16 protein-coding genes and 1 other RNA gene are annotated in these 16553 nt (G+C 60.1%); 8 read left to right on the top strand and 9 right to left on the bottom strand.

From position 1 onward, the window contains the following. Positions 1–81 precede the first annotated feature (81 nt). The 8 genes from gcvH to QN377_RS10830 form a co-directional block, all read right to left on the bottom strand. Positions 82–465, bottom strand: coding sequence for a glycine cleavage system protein GcvH (gene gcvH / locus QN377_RS10865; protein WP_095000723.1), 384 nt, complete (start codon positions 463–465; stop codon positions 82–84). A gap of 62 nt (positions 466–527) precedes the next feature. Next, entirely contained in the window at positions 528–1610 is a 1083-nt protein-coding gene (gcvT, locus tag QN377_RS10860) for a glycine cleavage system aminomethyltransferase GcvT (protein ID WP_095000722.1), read from the bottom strand. A 153-nt stretch (positions 1611–1763) separates the two neighbouring features. Further along, positions 1764–3380, bottom strand: coding sequence for an ABC transporter permease (locus tag QN377_RS10855; RefSeq protein ID WP_095000721.1), 1617 nt, complete (start codon positions 3378–3380; stop codon positions 1764–1766). Between the two features lie 146 nt (positions 3381–3526). Beyond that, the gene (locus tag QN377_RS10850; RefSeq protein WP_095000720.1) at positions 3527–4528 is read right to left on the bottom strand and encodes an extracellular solute-binding protein; all 1002 of its coding nucleotides are present in this window, start codon (positions 4526–4528) and stop codon (positions 3527–3529) included. Positions 4529–4622: 94 nt separating this feature from the next. After that, on the bottom strand, positions 4623–5840 hold the full coding sequence (locus QN377_RS10845; RefSeq protein WP_179291770.1) for a 2-octaprenyl-3-methyl-6-methoxy-1,4-benzoquinol hydroxylase: 1218 nt from the start codon (positions 5838–5840) through the stop codon (positions 4623–4625). 86 nt (positions 5841–5926) lie between these two features. Further along, positions 5927–7114, bottom strand: coding sequence for a 2-octaprenyl-6-methoxyphenyl hydroxylase (ubiH, locus tag QN377_RS10840; protein ID WP_130872329.1), 1188 nt, complete (start codon positions 7112–7114; stop codon positions 5927–5929). Further along, entirely contained in the window at positions 7111–8433 is a 1323-nt protein-coding gene (gene pepP, locus QN377_RS10835) for a Xaa-Pro aminopeptidase (RefSeq protein ID WP_095024221.1), read from the bottom strand. Before pepP ends, ubiH begins: the two co-directional genes overlap by 4 nt. Before the next feature lie 29 nt (positions 8434–8462). Continuing rightward, complete coding sequence (locus tag QN377_RS10830; RefSeq protein WP_095017790.1) at positions 8463–9020, bottom strand: YecA family protein; 558 nt, start codon at positions 9018–9020, stop codon at positions 8463–8465. A gap of 134 nt (positions 9021–9154) precedes the next feature. Between QN377_RS10830 and QN377_RS10825 the strand changes: the two genes are divergently transcribed. The 4 genes from QN377_RS10825 (at position 9155) to QN377_RS10810 (ending at position 10578) form a co-directional block, all read left to right on the top strand. After that, positions 9155–9364: a TIGR02449 family protein gene (locus QN377_RS10825; protein ID WP_095000715.1), complete on the top strand. Its 210-nt coding sequence runs from the start codon at positions 9155–9157 to the stop codon at positions 9362–9364. After that, a complete protein-coding gene (locus tag QN377_RS10820) occupies positions 9361–9678 on the top strand; it encodes a cell division protein ZapA (protein WP_095000714.1) in 318 nt (105 codons plus the stop codon). Before QN377_RS10825 ends, QN377_RS10820 begins: the two co-directional genes overlap by 4 nt. A 31-nt stretch (positions 9679–9709) precedes the next feature. Further along, positions 9710–9887, top strand: a non-coding RNA gene (gene ssrS / locus QN377_RS10815) — 6S RNA. An 85-nt stretch (positions 9888–9972) separates the two neighbouring features. After that, positions 9973–10578 carry a 5-formyltetrahydrofolate cyclo-ligase gene (locus tag QN377_RS10810; RefSeq protein ID WP_095017791.1) on the top strand — a complete coding sequence of 202 codons (606 nt, stop codon included), beginning with the start codon at positions 9973–9975 and terminating at the stop codon, positions 10576–10578. A gap of 43 nt (positions 10579–10621) precedes the next feature. On the opposite strand, the gene QN377_RS10805 is transcribed toward QN377_RS10810, so the two are convergent. Next, a complete protein-coding gene (locus tag QN377_RS10805; protein WP_095000712.1) occupies positions 10622–10771 on the bottom strand; it encodes a hypothetical protein in 150 nt (49 codons plus the stop codon). Between the two features lie 196 nt (positions 10772–10967). On the opposite strand from QN377_RS10805, the gene QN377_RS10800 reads away from it, so the two are divergent. The 4 genes from QN377_RS10800 (at position 10968) to QN377_RS10785 (ending at position 16476) form a co-directional block, all read left to right on the top strand. Next, positions 10968–11417 carry an EVE domain-containing protein gene (locus QN377_RS10800; protein WP_095000711.1) on the top strand — a complete coding sequence of 150 codons (450 nt, stop codon included), beginning with the start codon at positions 10968–10970 and terminating at the stop codon, positions 11415–11417. Between the two features lie 246 nt (positions 11418–11663). Continuing rightward, positions 11664–12629, top strand: a complete 966-nt coding sequence (locus QN377_RS10795) for an HlyD family secretion protein (protein ID WP_095000710.1) — start codon at positions 11664–11666, stop codon at positions 12627–12629. Beyond that, positions 12626–15358, top strand: coding sequence for a ribosome-associated ATPase/putative transporter RbbA (gene rbbA / locus QN377_RS10790; protein WP_095017792.1), 2733 nt, complete (start codon positions 12626–12628; stop codon positions 15356–15358). Before QN377_RS10795 ends, rbbA begins: the two co-directional genes overlap by 4 nt. Next, positions 15358–16476 carry an ABC transporter permease gene (locus QN377_RS10785; protein WP_095017793.1) on the top strand — a complete coding sequence of 373 codons (1119 nt, stop codon included), beginning with the start codon at positions 15358–15360 and terminating at the stop codon, positions 16474–16476. Before rbbA ends, QN377_RS10785 begins: the two co-directional genes overlap by 1 nt. Positions 16477–16553 lie beyond the last annotated feature (77 nt).

Here is a 16553-nt window from a genome sequence, read left to right as displayed (position 1 = left end):
CCCCCCCGGGGGGGGGCGCGGCCGCCCCCCTTGGGTGGGCCCCGCCCCCCCCCGCTCCCACAGTTGAGATTCTTTTGCTCGTTACTCGCCGATTGCAGCCTTGTAGCCGGCAGCGTCCAGCAGTTTTTCCAGCTCGGCGGTGTTGCTTGGCTTGAGCTTGAAAATCCAGCTGGTGTACGGCTCGCTGTTCAGCGACTCAGGGCTGTCAGCCAGCGCTTCATTGACGGCAATCACTTCGCCCGACACCGGCGAGTAGATGTCGGAAGCGGCTTTTACCGACTCCACAACACCCGCGGTATCGCCAGCAGCGAATACTTTGCCAACTTCAGCCAGCTCAACAAACACCACATCCCCCAAGGCTTCCTGAGCGTGATCGCTGATGCCTACGGTAACCGTGCCATCTGCTTCCAGACGGGCCCACTCGTGACTTTCAGCAAAGCGCAACTCGGCAGGGATCAGGCTCATATTCAGTGTCCTCAAGTATAAATGTCAGCGGCATGCACTCTGTGCACGCCCGCCAGTAAACGTTAGATCAAGGCTTTGCCAAGACGAACAAAAGTCGGTTTGACTACGCGAACCGGGTACCACTTGCCACGAATCTCAACCTCGGCACGGTCAGCCGTTGCCATCGGAACTCGCGCCAGAGCGATCGATTTGCTTAGCGTGGGAGAGAAACTACCACTGGTGATCTCTCCTTCGCCAACATTGGCGATGCGAACCACCTGATGGGCGCGCAAAACACCCCGCTCTTCAAGCACCAAACCCACCAGTTTGAGCTGCACGCCACCGGCCTTTTCGGCCTCCAGCGCTTCGCGCCCCACGAACTTGCGTGAAGCAGGCTCCCAGGCAATGGTCCAGGCCATATTGGCGCAAAGGGGGGACACCGACAGGTGGATATCCTGCCCGTAGAGGTTCATGCCGGCTTCCAGGCGCAAGGTGTCGCGGGCGCCAAGGCCGATCGGTGAAATACCGGCGCCGACCAGATCGTTGAAAAAAGCCGGGGCCTGATCGGCCGGAAGCACGATTTCAAGGCCGTCTTCGCCGGTGTAGCCGGTGCGGGCAATAAACCAGTCGCCACAGCTCTGCCCTTCAAAGGGCTTGAGCTGCTGGATCAGTTGGGCACGGGCCTGGCTCACCAGTTCGGCGACCTTATGTCGCGCCTGTGGCCCCTGAATGGCCAGCAGGGCCAACTCTGGACGCTCCTGCAGTTGCACGTCATAGCCCTTAAGCTGAGCCTGCATCCAGGCCAGATCCTGATCGCGAGTGGCGGCGTTGACGATAAGCCGATAACCGCCAGGCATCAGGTAGACGATCATGTCGTCGACCACGCCGCCCTGCTCGTTGAGCATGGCGCTGTACAAGGCGCGACCGGGGGTGTTCAGTCGTTCGACATCGTTGGCCAGCAAATACTGCAACCATTGCTTGGCCTGAAGCCCGGTGATGTCGATCACGGTCATATGCGAGACATCAAAAACCCCACAGTCGCGGCGCACCTCATGGTGCTCCTCAACCTGCGAGCCGTAATGCAAAGGCATATCCCAACCGCCAAAATCGACCATCTTCGCGCCTAGGGCGAGATGCAGGTCATACAGAGGCGTACGCTGTCCCATGGGTTTCTCCTTCCGGGCTTGGCGAAGGTGCGGACAGGCTGCGGAGCATTTCAAGCCAAACAAGCGGCTTTTTTACATCACGCAGAAACCTGGCCTGACAGACAGACCGCACCGAATGCCGCGCATTGTAGCCGCATGCAGGAGGACTGACACCTAACCGATGCGATGGGCCGAGCGTCGAATCAAACCGATGACCGGTAACAAACCGACCAGTACCAGGGTCAAGGCCGGCAGCGAAGCCCGCGCCCACTCACCCTCGCTGGTCATCTCGAAGATGCGTACGGCCAGCGTATCCCAGCCAAACGGGCGCATCAGCAAGGTCGCCGGCATCTCCTTGAGCACATCAACAAACACCAGCAGCGCAGCGCTCAAGGTGCCCGGCAGCAGTAATGGCAGATACACCTTGAAAAACAGTCGCGGGCCACTGACGCCCAAACTGCGGGCGGCTTCGGGCAAAGACGGACGAATCCGCGCCAGGCTGTTTTCCAGCGGCCCATAGGCCACGGCAATAAATCGCACCAGATACGCCAGCAACAGGGCCGACAGGCTGCCCAGCAGCAACGGTTTGCCCGCACCGCCCAGCCACCCCGAAACAGGGATCACCAGTTCGCGGTCCAGATAACTGAACGCCAGCATGATCGACACCGCCAGCACCGAACCCGGCAAGGCATAGCCCAGGTTCGCCAGGCTGACCCCGGCACGGATAGCCGGGGTTGGCGCCTGGCGTCGGGCAAAGGCCAGCACCAGCGCCACGCTGACGGTAATCAGCGCCGCCATTGCCCCCAGATACAGGGTATGCACGATCAAACCGACATAACGCTCGTCCAGATCAAAGCGCCCGCGCTGCCAGAACCACACCACCAGTTGCAACATCGGGATCACGAATGCACAGGCAAACACCAGCAGACACCAGCCACTGGCCAGCCATGCCTTGGGCCCGCTCAGGTGGTAAAGGGCAGTGACCCGTGGTCGCTCGTTGCTGGCACGGCTGGCCCCCCTGGCGCGGCGCTCGCCGTAGAGCACCAGCATGACCACCAGCAACAGCAAACTGGCCAGTTGTGCTGCCGTCGACAGACTGAAAAAACCGTACCAGGTCTTGTAAATAGCCGTGGTGAAGGTGTCGAAGTTGAACACCGACACAGCACCGAAATCAGCCAGGGTTTCCATCAAGGCCAGCGCTACGCCGGCACCAATTGCCGGGCGCGCCATCGGCAATGCCACGCGCCAGAATGCCTGCCACGGGCTTTGCCCCAGCACCCGTGCCGCTTCCATCAGGCCTTTGCCCTGGGCCAGAAACGCCGTGCGCGCCAGCAGGTAGACATAGGGGTAGAACACCAGAATCAGCACGGTGATCACCCCCCCGGTTGAGCGCACCCGAGGCAGCCGCAAGCCCATGCCGAACCACTCGCGCAGCAGGGTCTGTATGGGCCCGGCGAAGTCCAGCAAGCCCACAAACACAAACGCCAGCACATAGGCGGGAATCGCAAACGGCAGCATCAACGCCCAGTCCAGCCAGCGCCTGCCAGGGAACTCACAGAGGCTGGTCAACCAGGCCAGGCTTACGCCCAACAGCGTGACGCCGATGCCCACACCGACGATCAGTGTAAGGGTGTTGCCCAGCAGGCGCGGCATCTGCGTGTCCCACAAGTGGCTCCAGATCTGGGCATCAATGCTTTGCCAGGACAGCAGCAACACGCTCAGCGGCAGCAGCACCAGGGCAGCAATGACAAAAACCAGCGGGTACCAGCGACGTTGGGCAGGATGGGCCACGAAAAACTCTCGGAGGTGGATGGGACGACGTGAAAACAAATGTGGGAGCGGGCTTGCTCGCGATGCAAACACCGCAGTTTCCAATGAAACCCCGGCGATGCTATCGCGAGCAAGCCCGCTCCCACAGGTATTACTTCAGATTTTGATCAGTTCCAGCCAGCACGGTCCATCATGCGGATCGCTTCAGCCTGGCGCTTGCCTGCCACTTCAACCGGCAGTGCATCGGCCTTGAAGCTACCCCAGCTCGCCACTTCCGCCGAAGGTGGAACGCTTGGGTTGGCCGGAAATTCCTGGTTTACGCCAGCGAAAATCGATTGGGCTTCAGGGGTGGTCATCCACTCCACCAATGCCTTGGCCGCTTCAGGATGCGGCGCGTACTTGGTCAGGCCAATACCCGACAAGTTGACGTGAACGCCACGATCCGCCTGGTTGGGCCAGAACAGCTTCACCGCCAGATCGGGCTTCTGCTTGTGCAGGCGACCGTAGTAGTAAGTGTTGACGATGCCCACGTCACATTGCCCGGCGTTGATGGCTTCAAGCACGGCGATGTCATCCGAGAACACGTCTGTGGACAGGTTGTTGACCCAGCCCTTGAGGATTTCTTCGGTTTTCTCGGCGCCATTCACTTCGATCATGGTGGCGGTCAGCGACTGGTTGTAAACCTTCTTGGCAGTGCGCAGACACAAGCGACCTTCCCAGTTCTTGTCGGCCAAAGCCTCATAGGTCGACAGTTCTTCTGGTTTAACCCGGTCCGTCGAATAGGCGATAGTCCGTGCGCGCAGGCTCAGACCAGTCCACTCGTGAGAAGAAGAGCGATATTGCGGCGGGATATTTTTGTCGATCACCTCGGAGGTGAACGGTTGCAGGATGCCCATTTGCTCAGCTTGCCAAAGGTTACCGGCATCCACGGTTAGCAACAGATCGGCTGTGGCGTTTTGCCCCTCGGCCTTGATGCGCTGCATCAGCGGCGCTTCCTTGTCGGTGATGAACTTGACCTTGACCCCGGTTTTCGCGGTGTAGGCATCAAATACCGGTTTGATCAGTTCGTCGATACGCGAGGAGTAAACCACCACCTCATCGGCAGCAGAAACACCGCTCGCAAAAACGGTCAGGGCCAGGGCAGTCAGTAGACGCTTGCGTGCCAACATGAGGGGCGGTCTCTCTTAATGCGAATCGGGCGTAAATGGTAGTGAATCACATTTGCCATCTCAACCTAACTCGCCCCGGAGGAGTTACCAGATGTTACGGCCTGGCCAGCGGCGGCAGGTCGCCACTCAGGCCCAGTGCCTGACGCACAAACAAGGCCTTGGCCTCGGGCATTTTATCCACCCATTTCAAACCGGTGTTGCGCAACAGGCGGGCGGTCAGGGAGTCGGCCTGGAACAAGCGTTCAAAGCCCTCCATCGCCGCCATCAGCGCCAGGTTGTGGGGCATGCGCCGCCGCTCGAAACGGCTCAGCACACGCACATCCGCCAAACGTTCGCCACGGTCCACAGCGTGCATCAGCACATCGGCCAGCACCGCTGCATCCAGGAAGCCCAGGTTCACGCCCTGCCCGGCCAGCGGGTGGATGGTGTGCGCCGCATCACCGATCAACGCCAGGCCTTCGGCGACATAGCGTTTGGCATGGCGCTGGCGCAGTGGCACGCATACCCGTGGATCGGCACTCAGTACACTGCCAAGACGACCTTCAAAAGCCAGCTCCAGCTCACGACTGAACGCTGCGTCATCCAGCGTCATCAGGTATTGGGCTTGTTCGGGGGTGGTCGACCAGACGATCGAGCACCAGTCCTGCTGACCGTCACGCTCGAGCGGCAAGAATGCCAGCGGCCCCTGGTCGGTAAAACGCTGCCAGGCGGTCTGCTGGTGCGGTTCTGCACACCGTACGCTGGTGACGATAGCGTGGTGCTGGTAATCCCACTCACGGGTTTCACAGCCGGTGAGGCGACGTACGGCCGAGTTGGCGCCATCAGCGGCAATCACCAGCGGCGCCCGCAAGGTGCGGCCATCGGCCAGGGTCAGCAGCCAGTCGTCGCCGGAACGGCGCATCTGCTCCAGGCGTGAATTGGCCAGCATTTCAATACAACTGCCCTGCAGGCACTCCAGCAGTGCGTCCTGCACCACACGGTTCTCGACGATATGGCCCAGCACGTCCGCGTGCACGCTGGCTGCCGAAAAGTGGATCTGCCCGGTGCCGCTGCCATCCCACACGTGCATATGCGAGTACGGGCTGGCACGGCGGTGGATGATGCCGTCCCAGGCGCCCAAACGCTGCAAAATGCGCTGGCTGGCCGCCGACAGGGCACTGACCCGAGGCTCGAACGGCGCTTCGCTGGCAAACGGCTTGACGCTCAGCGGGCCACCGTCGAGCAGCAGGATTTTCAGCCCGCTGTCCTTGAGCGCCAGCGCCAGTGCGCTTCCGACCATTCCGGCCCCAACAATCAGCAGATCTGCGCGCATTTCCATGCTTTAAGCCTGTCTCGCTAGCGGCGTACGCCGCACCTGAAAAAATGGATCGACACGGGGCAAGCTCGCCCCGGTCGTCATCAACTGTCTGCGCGGGTGCCCAGGCCCATTGCCTGACGGGCAAACCAGCGCTTGGCCGGTGGCAACAGGTCAAGGCCTAGAAGGCCCAGGTTGCGACCAAAGGACACCAGTGGCTGCTCACTGCCAAACACCCGCGTCACCTTGTCGGAGAAGCCGATGGTCAGTTGCTGGTCGAGTTGCTGCGCCTGTTGATAACTCAGCAGGGTGGCGAAATCCCCGGGTTGCTTGTCACTGCCCAACAAGGCATCGGCCAGCGCCCGGGCATCGCGCAGGGACAGGTTGAAACCCTGTCCGGCAATCGGGTGCAGGCTGTGGGCCGCATTGCCCAGCACCGCCAGATGAGGACGTACCTGCTCCTGCGCTTCAATCAGCGTCAAAGGATACAGGTGCCGCGCGCCCACTTGTTTGAGGGTGCCCAGACGATAGCCAAATACGCCCTGCAACTCGCTGAGAAAGCTGCGCTCATCCAGGGCTGCCAGACGCTGCGCGTCCATCCCCAAACGCGTCCACACCAGCGCGCAGCGGTTGTCAGGCAATGGCAGCAGAGCCATCGGGCCTTCTTCGGTAAAACGTTCGAACGCCATGCCAGCATGGGGCTGGCTCGGCGTGATATTGGCTATCAGCGCGCTCTGGTTGTAGGGCTGCTGACGCACATGGATGCCCAGTTTCTCGCGCAACCCCGAACGCCCGCCATCAGCCAGGACGGCGAGATCGCAGTCCAGCGTGGTTTCGTCGTTGAGGGTCAGGCGATAGCCATCATCCAGCGGTTGCATGTGGATAACTTCAGCCGGGCAACGCCAGCTGATCACGTCCGGGTCCAGGCTTTTCCACAGGCACTGGCCCAGCCAGGCGTTTTCGACCACATACCCCAGCGCCGGAACGCCTTCTTCACTGGCCGACAAGCGAGCCGTCGAGAAGCGCCCGCGGTCGGATACATGAATATCCTTGATCGGCTCACCGCGTTCAGAAATAGCCTGCCACAGGCCCAAGTGTTCATAGATCAGCCGGGCACCATAGCTGAGCGCCGAAGAGCGGGCATCGTAGCTTGGCTGATAGGCGTTGCCGGGGGCGAACGGCTCGATCAATACGATTTTCCAGCCACGGGCCCTGGCCCCGGCCTGCAACGCCAGCGCCAGGCTCGCCCCCACCAGACCGCCACCGATGATGGCCAGATTGACGCGGCTCATGCCGCGCCTGCCATCAACGCTTCGATCTCGGCGACAGTTTTTGGCACGTCGCCCGTCAGGATTTCACAGCCATGTTTGGTGACCACTACGTCGTCCTCGATTCGCACGCCGATGCCGCGCCATTTTTTCGCGACATCGAGGTTGCCGGGGCTGATATAGATACCCGGCTCGACGGTCAGGGTCATGCCCGCCTCCAGCACGCGCCACTCACCCTCGACCTTGTATTCACCCACGTCATGCACATCGAGCCCAAGCCAGTGGCCAGCACGGTGCATGTAAAACGGCTTGTAGGCCTCGCTGGCGATCAGTTCGTCAACGTCACCCTGCAATAGTCCCAACTCCACCAGCCCGGCGGTAATTACCCGGACTGTGGCTTCATGGGCCTGATTCCAGTGTTTATCAGGGGCAATTTCGGTAAATGCCGCCTCTTGTGCAGCCAGAACCAGCTCGTAGATCGCTTTCTGTTCCGCTGAAAAACGGCCGTTGACCGGGAACGTACGGCTTATATCGCTGGCGTAGCAGTCGATCTCGCAGCCAGCATCAATCAACACCAGATCGCCGCTTTTGAGCAGTGCATCATTCTCCTGGTAATGCAGGATGCAGCTGTTATCGCCAGAGGCGACGATCGAGCCATAGGCTGGCATTTTTGCCCCGCTTTTACGAAATTCGTAATCCAGCTCTGCCTCCAGGCTGTACTCATGCAAACCGGCGCGGCTGGCCTGCATTGCACGCACATGGGCGCGAGCCGAAATTTGCGCCGCATGGCGCATGACCTTGAGCTCTGCCGCCGATTTATACAGGCGCATGTCATGCAGCAGATGATCCAGAGCAACGAATTCGTTGGGCGGCTGGGCACCGAGGCTGGCCTTGGAGCGGATCGCGTTGATCCATTCCATCAGATTGCGATCGAATTCGGGATTGCCGCCCATCGCCGAATACACCCGGTCGCGGCCTTCGATCAGGCCCGGAAGGATGTCGTCGATATCGGTGATCGGGAACGCGTCGTCAGCACCGAAGTCGCGAATTGCGCCTTCCTGCCCGGCCCGCAGGCCGTCCCACAATTCACGCTCGGCGTTGCGCTCGCGACAAAACAGCACGTACTCGCCATGTGCCCGGCCCGGAATCAGGACGATCACGGCCGCAGGCTCGGGAAAGCCGCTCAGGTACTGGAAATTGCTGTCCTGGCGGTAAACATGTTCGACATCGCGATTGCGAATGGCCACCGCCGCAGCGGGCAGGATCGCAATGCTGTTGGGCTCCATCTGCGCCATGAGTGCCTTGCGGCGACGTGCGTATTCCGATTTCGGGATATGGATCATGGGCAGACGGTTTCCCTCTTGTCGATCAATCAGTGCAGCGAAGGCTTGGCTGGCGCGGCGTCAGCAGTTTTTTTGGTTTCGGTGAACAGCAACAGCGGCGCGACGCGCAGGTATTCCATCACTTCCATATAGTCGCTTTCGCCGTCTTCAGACTCTTCCAGGGCATCTTGCACCTGAGCGATGGCGGCCAGGTCGCGCAGCACTTCGTTGGCTTCATCGCTCAGCGAATAGGCGCGGCGGGTCAGACCGAAACCGGACAGGAAACCCTGGCACCACTGGCCCAGGGCAGCAGCGCGCTCGGTCAATGGTGCGTCGTCGGTCGGCAGCAACAGCACGACGGTCATGTCGTCACTGGTCAGCTCGCCCTTGACCATCTCTTGCAATCCGATCAAGGCATTGCGTACGTTGTCTTGTGGCTCACCAGCCAACAGTTCGGCAGCTTCGACCAGCCAGGCGTCGGCATCGAAACCGGCACCGGCACAGCTGCGACCCAGCAGGTGGCCATGCAGTTCGGCAGGCGAGACGGAGTGGCCGTTGGCGGTCAGCAGGGTTACAAAGGCTTGATACGGGGAATTCTGAATAGGCATGGTCAGCTAGGCGCCAAGCGGCGCTATGTCTAGAATGGAGGGCTTGTATCCTAGCATCGGCAGCCGTGCCAGACCATCGAGGCGTCAACTCGTTTGACAGTCACCGCCCATCAGAAAATACACAGTAGGACACAATGGAAGACACCGACCTGCATGCACTGATGGCTAGACTCGAGTTGCTGATTAGCCGAGTCGAGCAACTTAACCGTCAAAACGCACTCTTAACTGCTCAGGAAAAGACTTGGCGCGAGGAACGCGCGCACCTCATTGAAAAAAACGAAATCGCCAGAAACAAGGTGGAATCGATGATTTCGCGCCTCAAAGCCCTGGAGCAAGACTCATGAGTTCAAGCAGTAGCGTCACCGTGCACATCCTCGATAAAGAGTATTCGATCATGTGCCCCCAGGAAGAACGCAGCAACCTGGTGAGCGCCGCCCGCTACCTGGACGGCAAAATGCGCGAAATTCGCAGCAGCGGCAAAGTCATTGGCGCCGACCGTATCGCCGTAATGGCTGCGCTGAATATTACCCATGATCTGCTGCACAAGCAGGAAGTCGCCGAAGTTCAGACCAGCAGCACTACCCGAGAACAGGTACGCGACCTGCTCGATCGCGTTGATCTGGTGCTGGCCACTGATCCGAACGAACGCCAAAGCTGATTCAAATCGTTACTTTGGGGTATACTCGCGCCACTCCCTGGAGTATTCGCCAGTTAGCGATGTCCCTGAGCCGATTCGCACTACCCTGGAGCTTGCACGTTGGGCCGGTGTGCATGTCCGCTAGACGGAAAGCCTTAAGGTCTACTGCAACTTCCACCTTGAACTTTCGGGTTCAAGGGCCAAGCCGACAGCGGTACGTCGGGGAGCCTGATTTCCTAGCGCAATGCCAGCCAACTGCTGGCATTGGCTTGCACGAGCCACCACCCGGTGTCTCGATCCTGAACAGCACGCCATATGAACGAACCTGCGCCGCCTTCCCGCCCGCAACTTCGCCGAATCCTGCGCAAAGCCCGCCGCGACCTGTCGCCCTGCGAGCAACGCCAGGCAGCCCGTGGCCTGTACCGGCAACTGGCGCAACACCCGCTGTTTCGCCGCGCCAAACACATTTCGCTGTACCTGCCCACTGACGGTGAAATCGATCCGCGCCTGCTGCTGCGCGAAGCTCAGCGTCGGGGCAAAATCACCTACCTGCCGGTTCTCAGTGCCTGGCCGAAAACTAAAATGGTCTTTCAGCGGGTCGCCCCCGGCGAAAAGCTGATCCCCAACCGTTTCCGCATTCTTGAACCCCGTATCAACCGCGCACGCCAACGCAAGGTCTGGGCGCTGGACCTGGTGCTGCTACCACTGGTGGGGTTTGATGCGACGGGGGGACGGCTGGGCATGGGCGGCGGTTTTTATGACCGCAGCCTGGCCTATCAGGCAAGACGCCAAAGCTGGCGCAAGCCGACACTGTTGGGGCTGGCCCACGAATGTCAGAAAGTGGCGTGCCTGGACCAAGCCAGTTGGGATGTCCCTTTGCAGGGCACGGTCTCGGACAGACAGTGGTACGTCGCCCACTGACAATCAAGGCATCACTGACAAAGCGATGCCCAGGAATCAGTTTTTAGCGTTTGAAGGGTTGTACTTGCTGTTGCGCCAGCTCAATCGGCGCGTCTGTCGAATTTGACCAGAGACTTTGCGCGTAGCCTGTTGTAACCACACCCAAACCGAACAAAATAACCAGCATCCACAGTAAATCCGGTTTGCGTTTCATCGATTGCCCTCCTTCAGGCAAATCAACACGATGACAGCAACGGTTTTTGTTATAGGCCGTGCAGCAGCGTCAAGCTTAAAAGGCGGGCATTTTGCGGCAACACGCACACGCAAGCAAACGCTGACGTCAACCGACTGTCGGTTTAGCAAAATGTTGCCGGACAAAATAATCACAGCATGTTTCTGGAGTATAGAAGATGGCTTATTGGCTGATGAAATCCGAGCCTGACGAATTTTCGATCAAGGATTTGCAAAAGCTCGGCGAAGCTCGCTGGGACGGTGTGCGCAACTATCAGGCGCGCAATTTCATGCGAGCCATGGCGGTGGGTGACCTGTTCTTTTTCTACCACTCCAGTTGCCCCGAGCCAGGGATTGCCGGAGTAGGCCGAATCGTCCAGGCCGCTTATCCGGACCCGACGGCCCTGGACCCTGAAAGTCATTACTTCGACCCCAAGGCCAGCGTCGAGAAAAACCCGTGGAGCGCACTGCAGGTCGCCCATGAGCAGACCTTTCCCCGGGTGATCAAACTCGACTACCTCAAACAGCAAAGCGCTCTGGCCGAAATGCCGCTGGTGCAAAAAGGCAGCCGCCTTTCAGTGATGCCAGTGACGGGCGAGCAATGGGCTGTGGTGATGGGGTTGCTGTAAAGCGAATCGCTGTGGGAGAGGGCTTGGTGTGGGAGCGGGCTTGCTCTCGATTCAGACGGTGTGGTTTATAAGGTGATCCGCAGCGATCCCATCGCGAGCAAGCCCGCTCCTACAACACTCCGGCTCTGCACCTGACAAGCAGCATCCGATTTTAGCGTCTACGCTCTGGACTTCCTTTGACTGGCATCAAGTCGCAATCGGCTTGAAACCGTCAAACTAGAGCGCTCTGTGACACAGGATGTCGGCATGTCTAGCAATCACCGTATTTCCCATTATTTCGTTATCCCTTTGGCTGTCTTGCTGATCGCAGCAGGCGGGTTCGGTTATTGGAAATCCCAGCACGACCGCCTCCCCGAAGGCATCAGCATGGGCAACGGCCGCCTCGAAGCCACAGAAGTGCAAATCGCAGCAAAAATCCCCGGGCGTCTGGCTGAAGTGCTGGTTGACGAAGGCGACCGGGTAACCCAGGGCCAACTGCTGGCCCGCATGGACACCCGCACCCTGGAAGCCAGTCGTGCGCAAGCTGAAGCCGAAGTGCTGCGCGCCCGCCAGACCCTGGCCGCCAACGAAGCCAACGTGCAACTGCGCCAGAGCGAAAAACTGCTGGCCAGCCAGGAACTCAAGCGCTTTCGCCAACTGTCCCAGCGCGGTTTTGCCAGCGGTCAGCAACTGGATCAGCAACAAGCCCGATTCGACACCAGCAACGCAGCAGTAGTCGCCGCCCAGGCCCAGGTAGCGGCTGCCAAGGCCGCGATTGGTTCATCCCAGGCTCAGGTCGCACAGCTGACCAGCGAAATTGACGACAGCAGCCTGCGCGCACCGATCAACGGCGTGATCCAGCTGCGCCTGGCCGAACCTGGCGAAGTCCTCGGCTCGGGCGGCCGGGTATTTATGATGATCGACCCCGGCGACCAGTACATGAACCTGTACATGCCCGCTTCGGTGGTCGGCAAATTGACTGTGGGTTCTGAGGCACGCATCGTGCTCGACGCCCTGCCAGACCGGGCGCTGCCGGCCAAAATCACTTTTGTCGCAGCCAAATCCCAGTTCACCCCCAAAGAAGTTGAAACCCGCGACGAGCGACAAAAACTGGTATTCCGGGTAAAGCTGCGCCTCACCGACCCGGGTGCCGTGCCCCAGGCCAAACCGGGCATGCCGGGTGCCGGTTATGTGCGAACCGCCGATGTACCATGGCCGGCTAATCTGCAATGAATGATCTGGCGCTAAACGCCAGTGGCATCAGCCACAGGTACGGCAGCCAGCAGGCGCTGCTGGACATCACGTTCAGCCTGCCCAAAGGCACGCGCTGCGGGTTGATCGGCCCTGATGGTGCGGGCAAGTCGAGCCTGCTGGGGCTGATTGCCGGGGTCAAGAAGCTCCAGGAGGGCACCCTTGAGGTGCTCGGCGGCCCGATTGATAACCGCCGGCATCGCAACACCCTGTACCCGCTGATCGCGTTTATGCCCCAGGGCCTGGGTGGCAACCTTTACCCGGAACTGTCGATCAGCGAAAACATCCGCTTTTTCGGCACCCTGTTTGGCCTGTCGAAAGACGACTGCGAGCAACGCATGGCCGAACTGCTCAAGGCCACCGACCTTGAGCGTTTTGCCGAGCGCCCGGCGGGCAAGCTCTCGGGCGGCATGAAACAAAAACTTGGGCTGTGCTGCGCATTGATTCACGAGCCCGACCTGCTGATCCTCGACGAGCCCACCACAGGTGTCGACCCGCTGTCACGCCGACGCTTCTGGGAGCTGGTGGAAGATGTGCGCCGCCAGCGCCCGCAACTGACGCTGCTGGTGGCGACGGCCTACATGGAAGAGGCCGAGCAGTTCGAACACTGCCTGATGCTTGATCGCGGCAAGTTGATTGCCACCGGTCTGAGCCAGGAACTGGCGGCAGTCACCACAACCGGCAAGCTCGACGAGGCCTTCACCCACTATCAGGGTGACAGCGGCCACAGCAGCGAGCCGCTGGTGATCCCGCCGCGCACCAGCGACAACAGCGATATCGCCATTGAAGCCCACGACCTGACCCTGAGATTCGGCGATTTCACCGCAGTGAACAACGTCAGCTTTGCCATTGGCCGGGGCGAAATTTTTGGCTTTTTGGGCTCTAACGGTTGCGGCAAAACCACCACCATGAAGGTCCTCACCGGGTTGATGCCGGCCACCGAAGGCAGCGCCAAATTGCTGGGCAACCCGGTGAACGCCAAGGATCTGGCCACCCGCAAGCGCGTGGGTTTCATGTCGCAAAGCTTCTCGCTGTACGGCGAGTTGAGCGTGCGCCAAAACCTGGTGCTGCACGCACAACTGTTTGACTTGCCCAAGGCCGAAAGCGAGCCGCGTATCGAAGAATTGATCGAGCGTTTCGATCTCGGCGACGTGGCCACACAACAGTCCGGCGAGTTGCCCCTGGGTTTGCGCCAGCGCCTGTCTCTGGCGGTGGCTGTGCTGCATCGCCCGGAAGTGTTGATCCTCGATGAGCCCACTTCCGGCGTGGACCCGGCCGCCCGCGATGATTTCTGGCGCTTGCTGATCGAGTTGTCCCGCGAGCAAGGGGTGACCATCTTCCTGTCCACACACTTTATGAACGAAGCCCAGCGCTGCGACCGTATCTCGTTGATGCACGCCGGCAAGGTGCTGGCCTGCGACACGCCCGATGCGCTACAACACCAGTTCCACGGCGATACGCTGGAAGCGGCGTTTGTCACCTGCCTGGAACAGGCCCAGAACGACCAGGACGCCAGCGCGGCCTCTTCTCCCGAGCCTGTCGCCACGCCTGCGGTCAATTCGCCGCCACCGGTCAGCAAAAGGGGTTTCAGCCTGACCCGGCTGATTGCCGTGGCCAGTCGCGAATCCAAAGAGTTGCTGCGCGACAAGGTGCGCATGGCCTTTGCCTTGCTGGGCGCGCTGTTCATGATGGTGATTTTTGGCTACGGCATTTCGCTGGACGTGGAAAACCTCGCCTTCGCCGTCTACGACCAGGATCAGAGCCCGCAAAGCCGCGCCTATCTCGAGGCATTCCGCGGCTCCCGGTATTTCGAAGAACACACGCCGATCCGCAGTGCAGATGAGTTGCACAAACGCCTGCAACGCTCGGAAATAAAAATTGCCCTGGAAATCCCCCCGGGGTTTGGCCGGGATTTGTATGCCGGGCGCCAGCCTACGGTTGCCGCATGGCTTGATGGCGGCATGCCATTTCGCGCCGAAACCAGCCGCAGTTATGTGCAGGCCGTGCATCAGGCCAACCTGGAACAATTGGCCACATTGAGTAGCCAGGCACAAAACCGGCAAGCCTCAGTCAAACTGGAAACCCGTTTCCGCTACAACCAGGATGTGATCAGCGTCAATGCCATCGGCCCCGGCGTGATGGCGCTAATCCTGGCGTTTATCCCGGCCATGCTGACCGCGCTGGGCATTGTGCGAGAAAAAGAGCTGGGCTCCATCACCAACTTCTACGCCACACCCCTGACACGCCTTGAATTCCTGCTGGGCAAACAGGCGCCTTATCTGGCGGTGAGCCTGGTCAACCTGGCGTTGCTGGTGGCCATGAACCGCTGGCTGTTTGGCGTACCGTTCAAGGGCAGCGGCTTGACCCTGGCGCTGGGCGGGCTGCTGTATGTACTGTCGACCACCAGCATGGGCCTGCTGATTTCCGCCTTCACCCGCACCCAGATCGCCGCGATCCTGGGCACCATGATCATCACCAGCCTGCCGACCATTCAGTTTTCCGGGTTGCTGGTGCCGCGCTCCTCACTCGAAGGAGCCTCGGCGGTAATGGGCATGCTGTTCCCGGCCGGGCATTTCCTTGATATCGCAGTAGGCACCTTCACCAAAGCGCTCGACCTGCGCCAACTGTGGCCGCAATGCCTGGCATTGTTCGGCTTTTTTGTGGCGTTTACCGGGTTGAGCCTGATCATGCTCAAGAAGCAGGAGGTTTGATGCACAAGTTCTCGCACATCCTGCGCCTTGGCCTTAAAGAACTGACCAGCCTGCGCCATGACAGCGTGCTGCTGATGTTCTTGCTCTATGCCTTTACCGTGGCGATTTATATGCCAGCATCGAGCTCGATCATCGGCGTGCACAACGCCAGCGTTGCCATCATTGATGAAGACCATAGCCCTCTGTCACGCAAGCTCAGTGAGTCGCTGCTGCCCCCGGAGTTCAAAACCCCACAAGCCTTGCCTTATGACCAGCTCGATCAGGCCATGGATAACGGCCAATACACCTTTGTGATCAATGTACCGGCCAACTTCCAGGCCGACTTGCTGGCAGGCCGCCAACCCGGCCTGCAGGTCAACGTCGATGCCACCGCCATGAGTCAGGCCTTTATGGGCGCAGGGTATATCGGGCAGATTTTCCAGCGTGAGCTGCTCAACTATGCCGGCCAGGGTGACGCAGCGGCGAAAGCCCCGGCCTTGATCTCCAGCCGGGCATTGTTCAACGCCAATCTGGAAGGCGGATGGTTTTTGGCGGTGATACAGATCGTTAACAACATTACCATCCTGGCCATTGTGCTGACGGGCACCGCGTTGCTGCGCGAGCGCGAACACGGCACCCTCGACCATTTGCTGGTACTGCCGCTGACGGCGCTGGAAATCATGCTGGCAAAAATCTGGAGCAACATGCTGGTGGTGGTGCTGTGCACCTGGGTGTCGCTGGAAGTCATCGTGAAATGGGCGCTGGGCGTGCCACTGTCGGGGTCGCTGACCCTGTTTTTGCTGGTTACCGCGCTGTACCTGTTTGCCAGTACCGCACTGGGGATATTCCTTGCGACCCTGGCCCGCTCAACACCGCAGTTCGGTTTGCTGGCCATCCCGGTGATCATCCCGATGCTCTTGCTCTCGGGCGGCAGTACGCCGCTGGACAGCATGCCTGTGTGGTTGCAATGGGTGATGCAGTGCTCGCCGTCGACCCACTTTGTAAGCCTGAGCGCGGCGATACTGTTTCGCGGTGCGGGGGTGAACGTAGTGTGGCCGGACTTGATGGCCCTGGCCGGCATCGGCCTGGTGTTCTTCGCCATTGCCCTGGCGCGGTTTCGCAAGAGTCTGGCGTCGTAAGCACGGGCACGGGTTATGTGGGAGCGGGCTTGCTCGCGACAGCTTCACCTCGACGTATCTGAAGTACCGAGGCGCTT

This window comes from Pseudomonas sp. CCC4.1 (genome assembly GCF_035019225.1).
GTDB lineage: Bacteria > Pseudomonadota > Gammaproteobacteria > Pseudomonadales > Pseudomonadaceae > Aquipseudomonas > Aquipseudomonas bubulae.
This window is presented reverse-complemented; position numbering and strand designations above follow the sequence as displayed.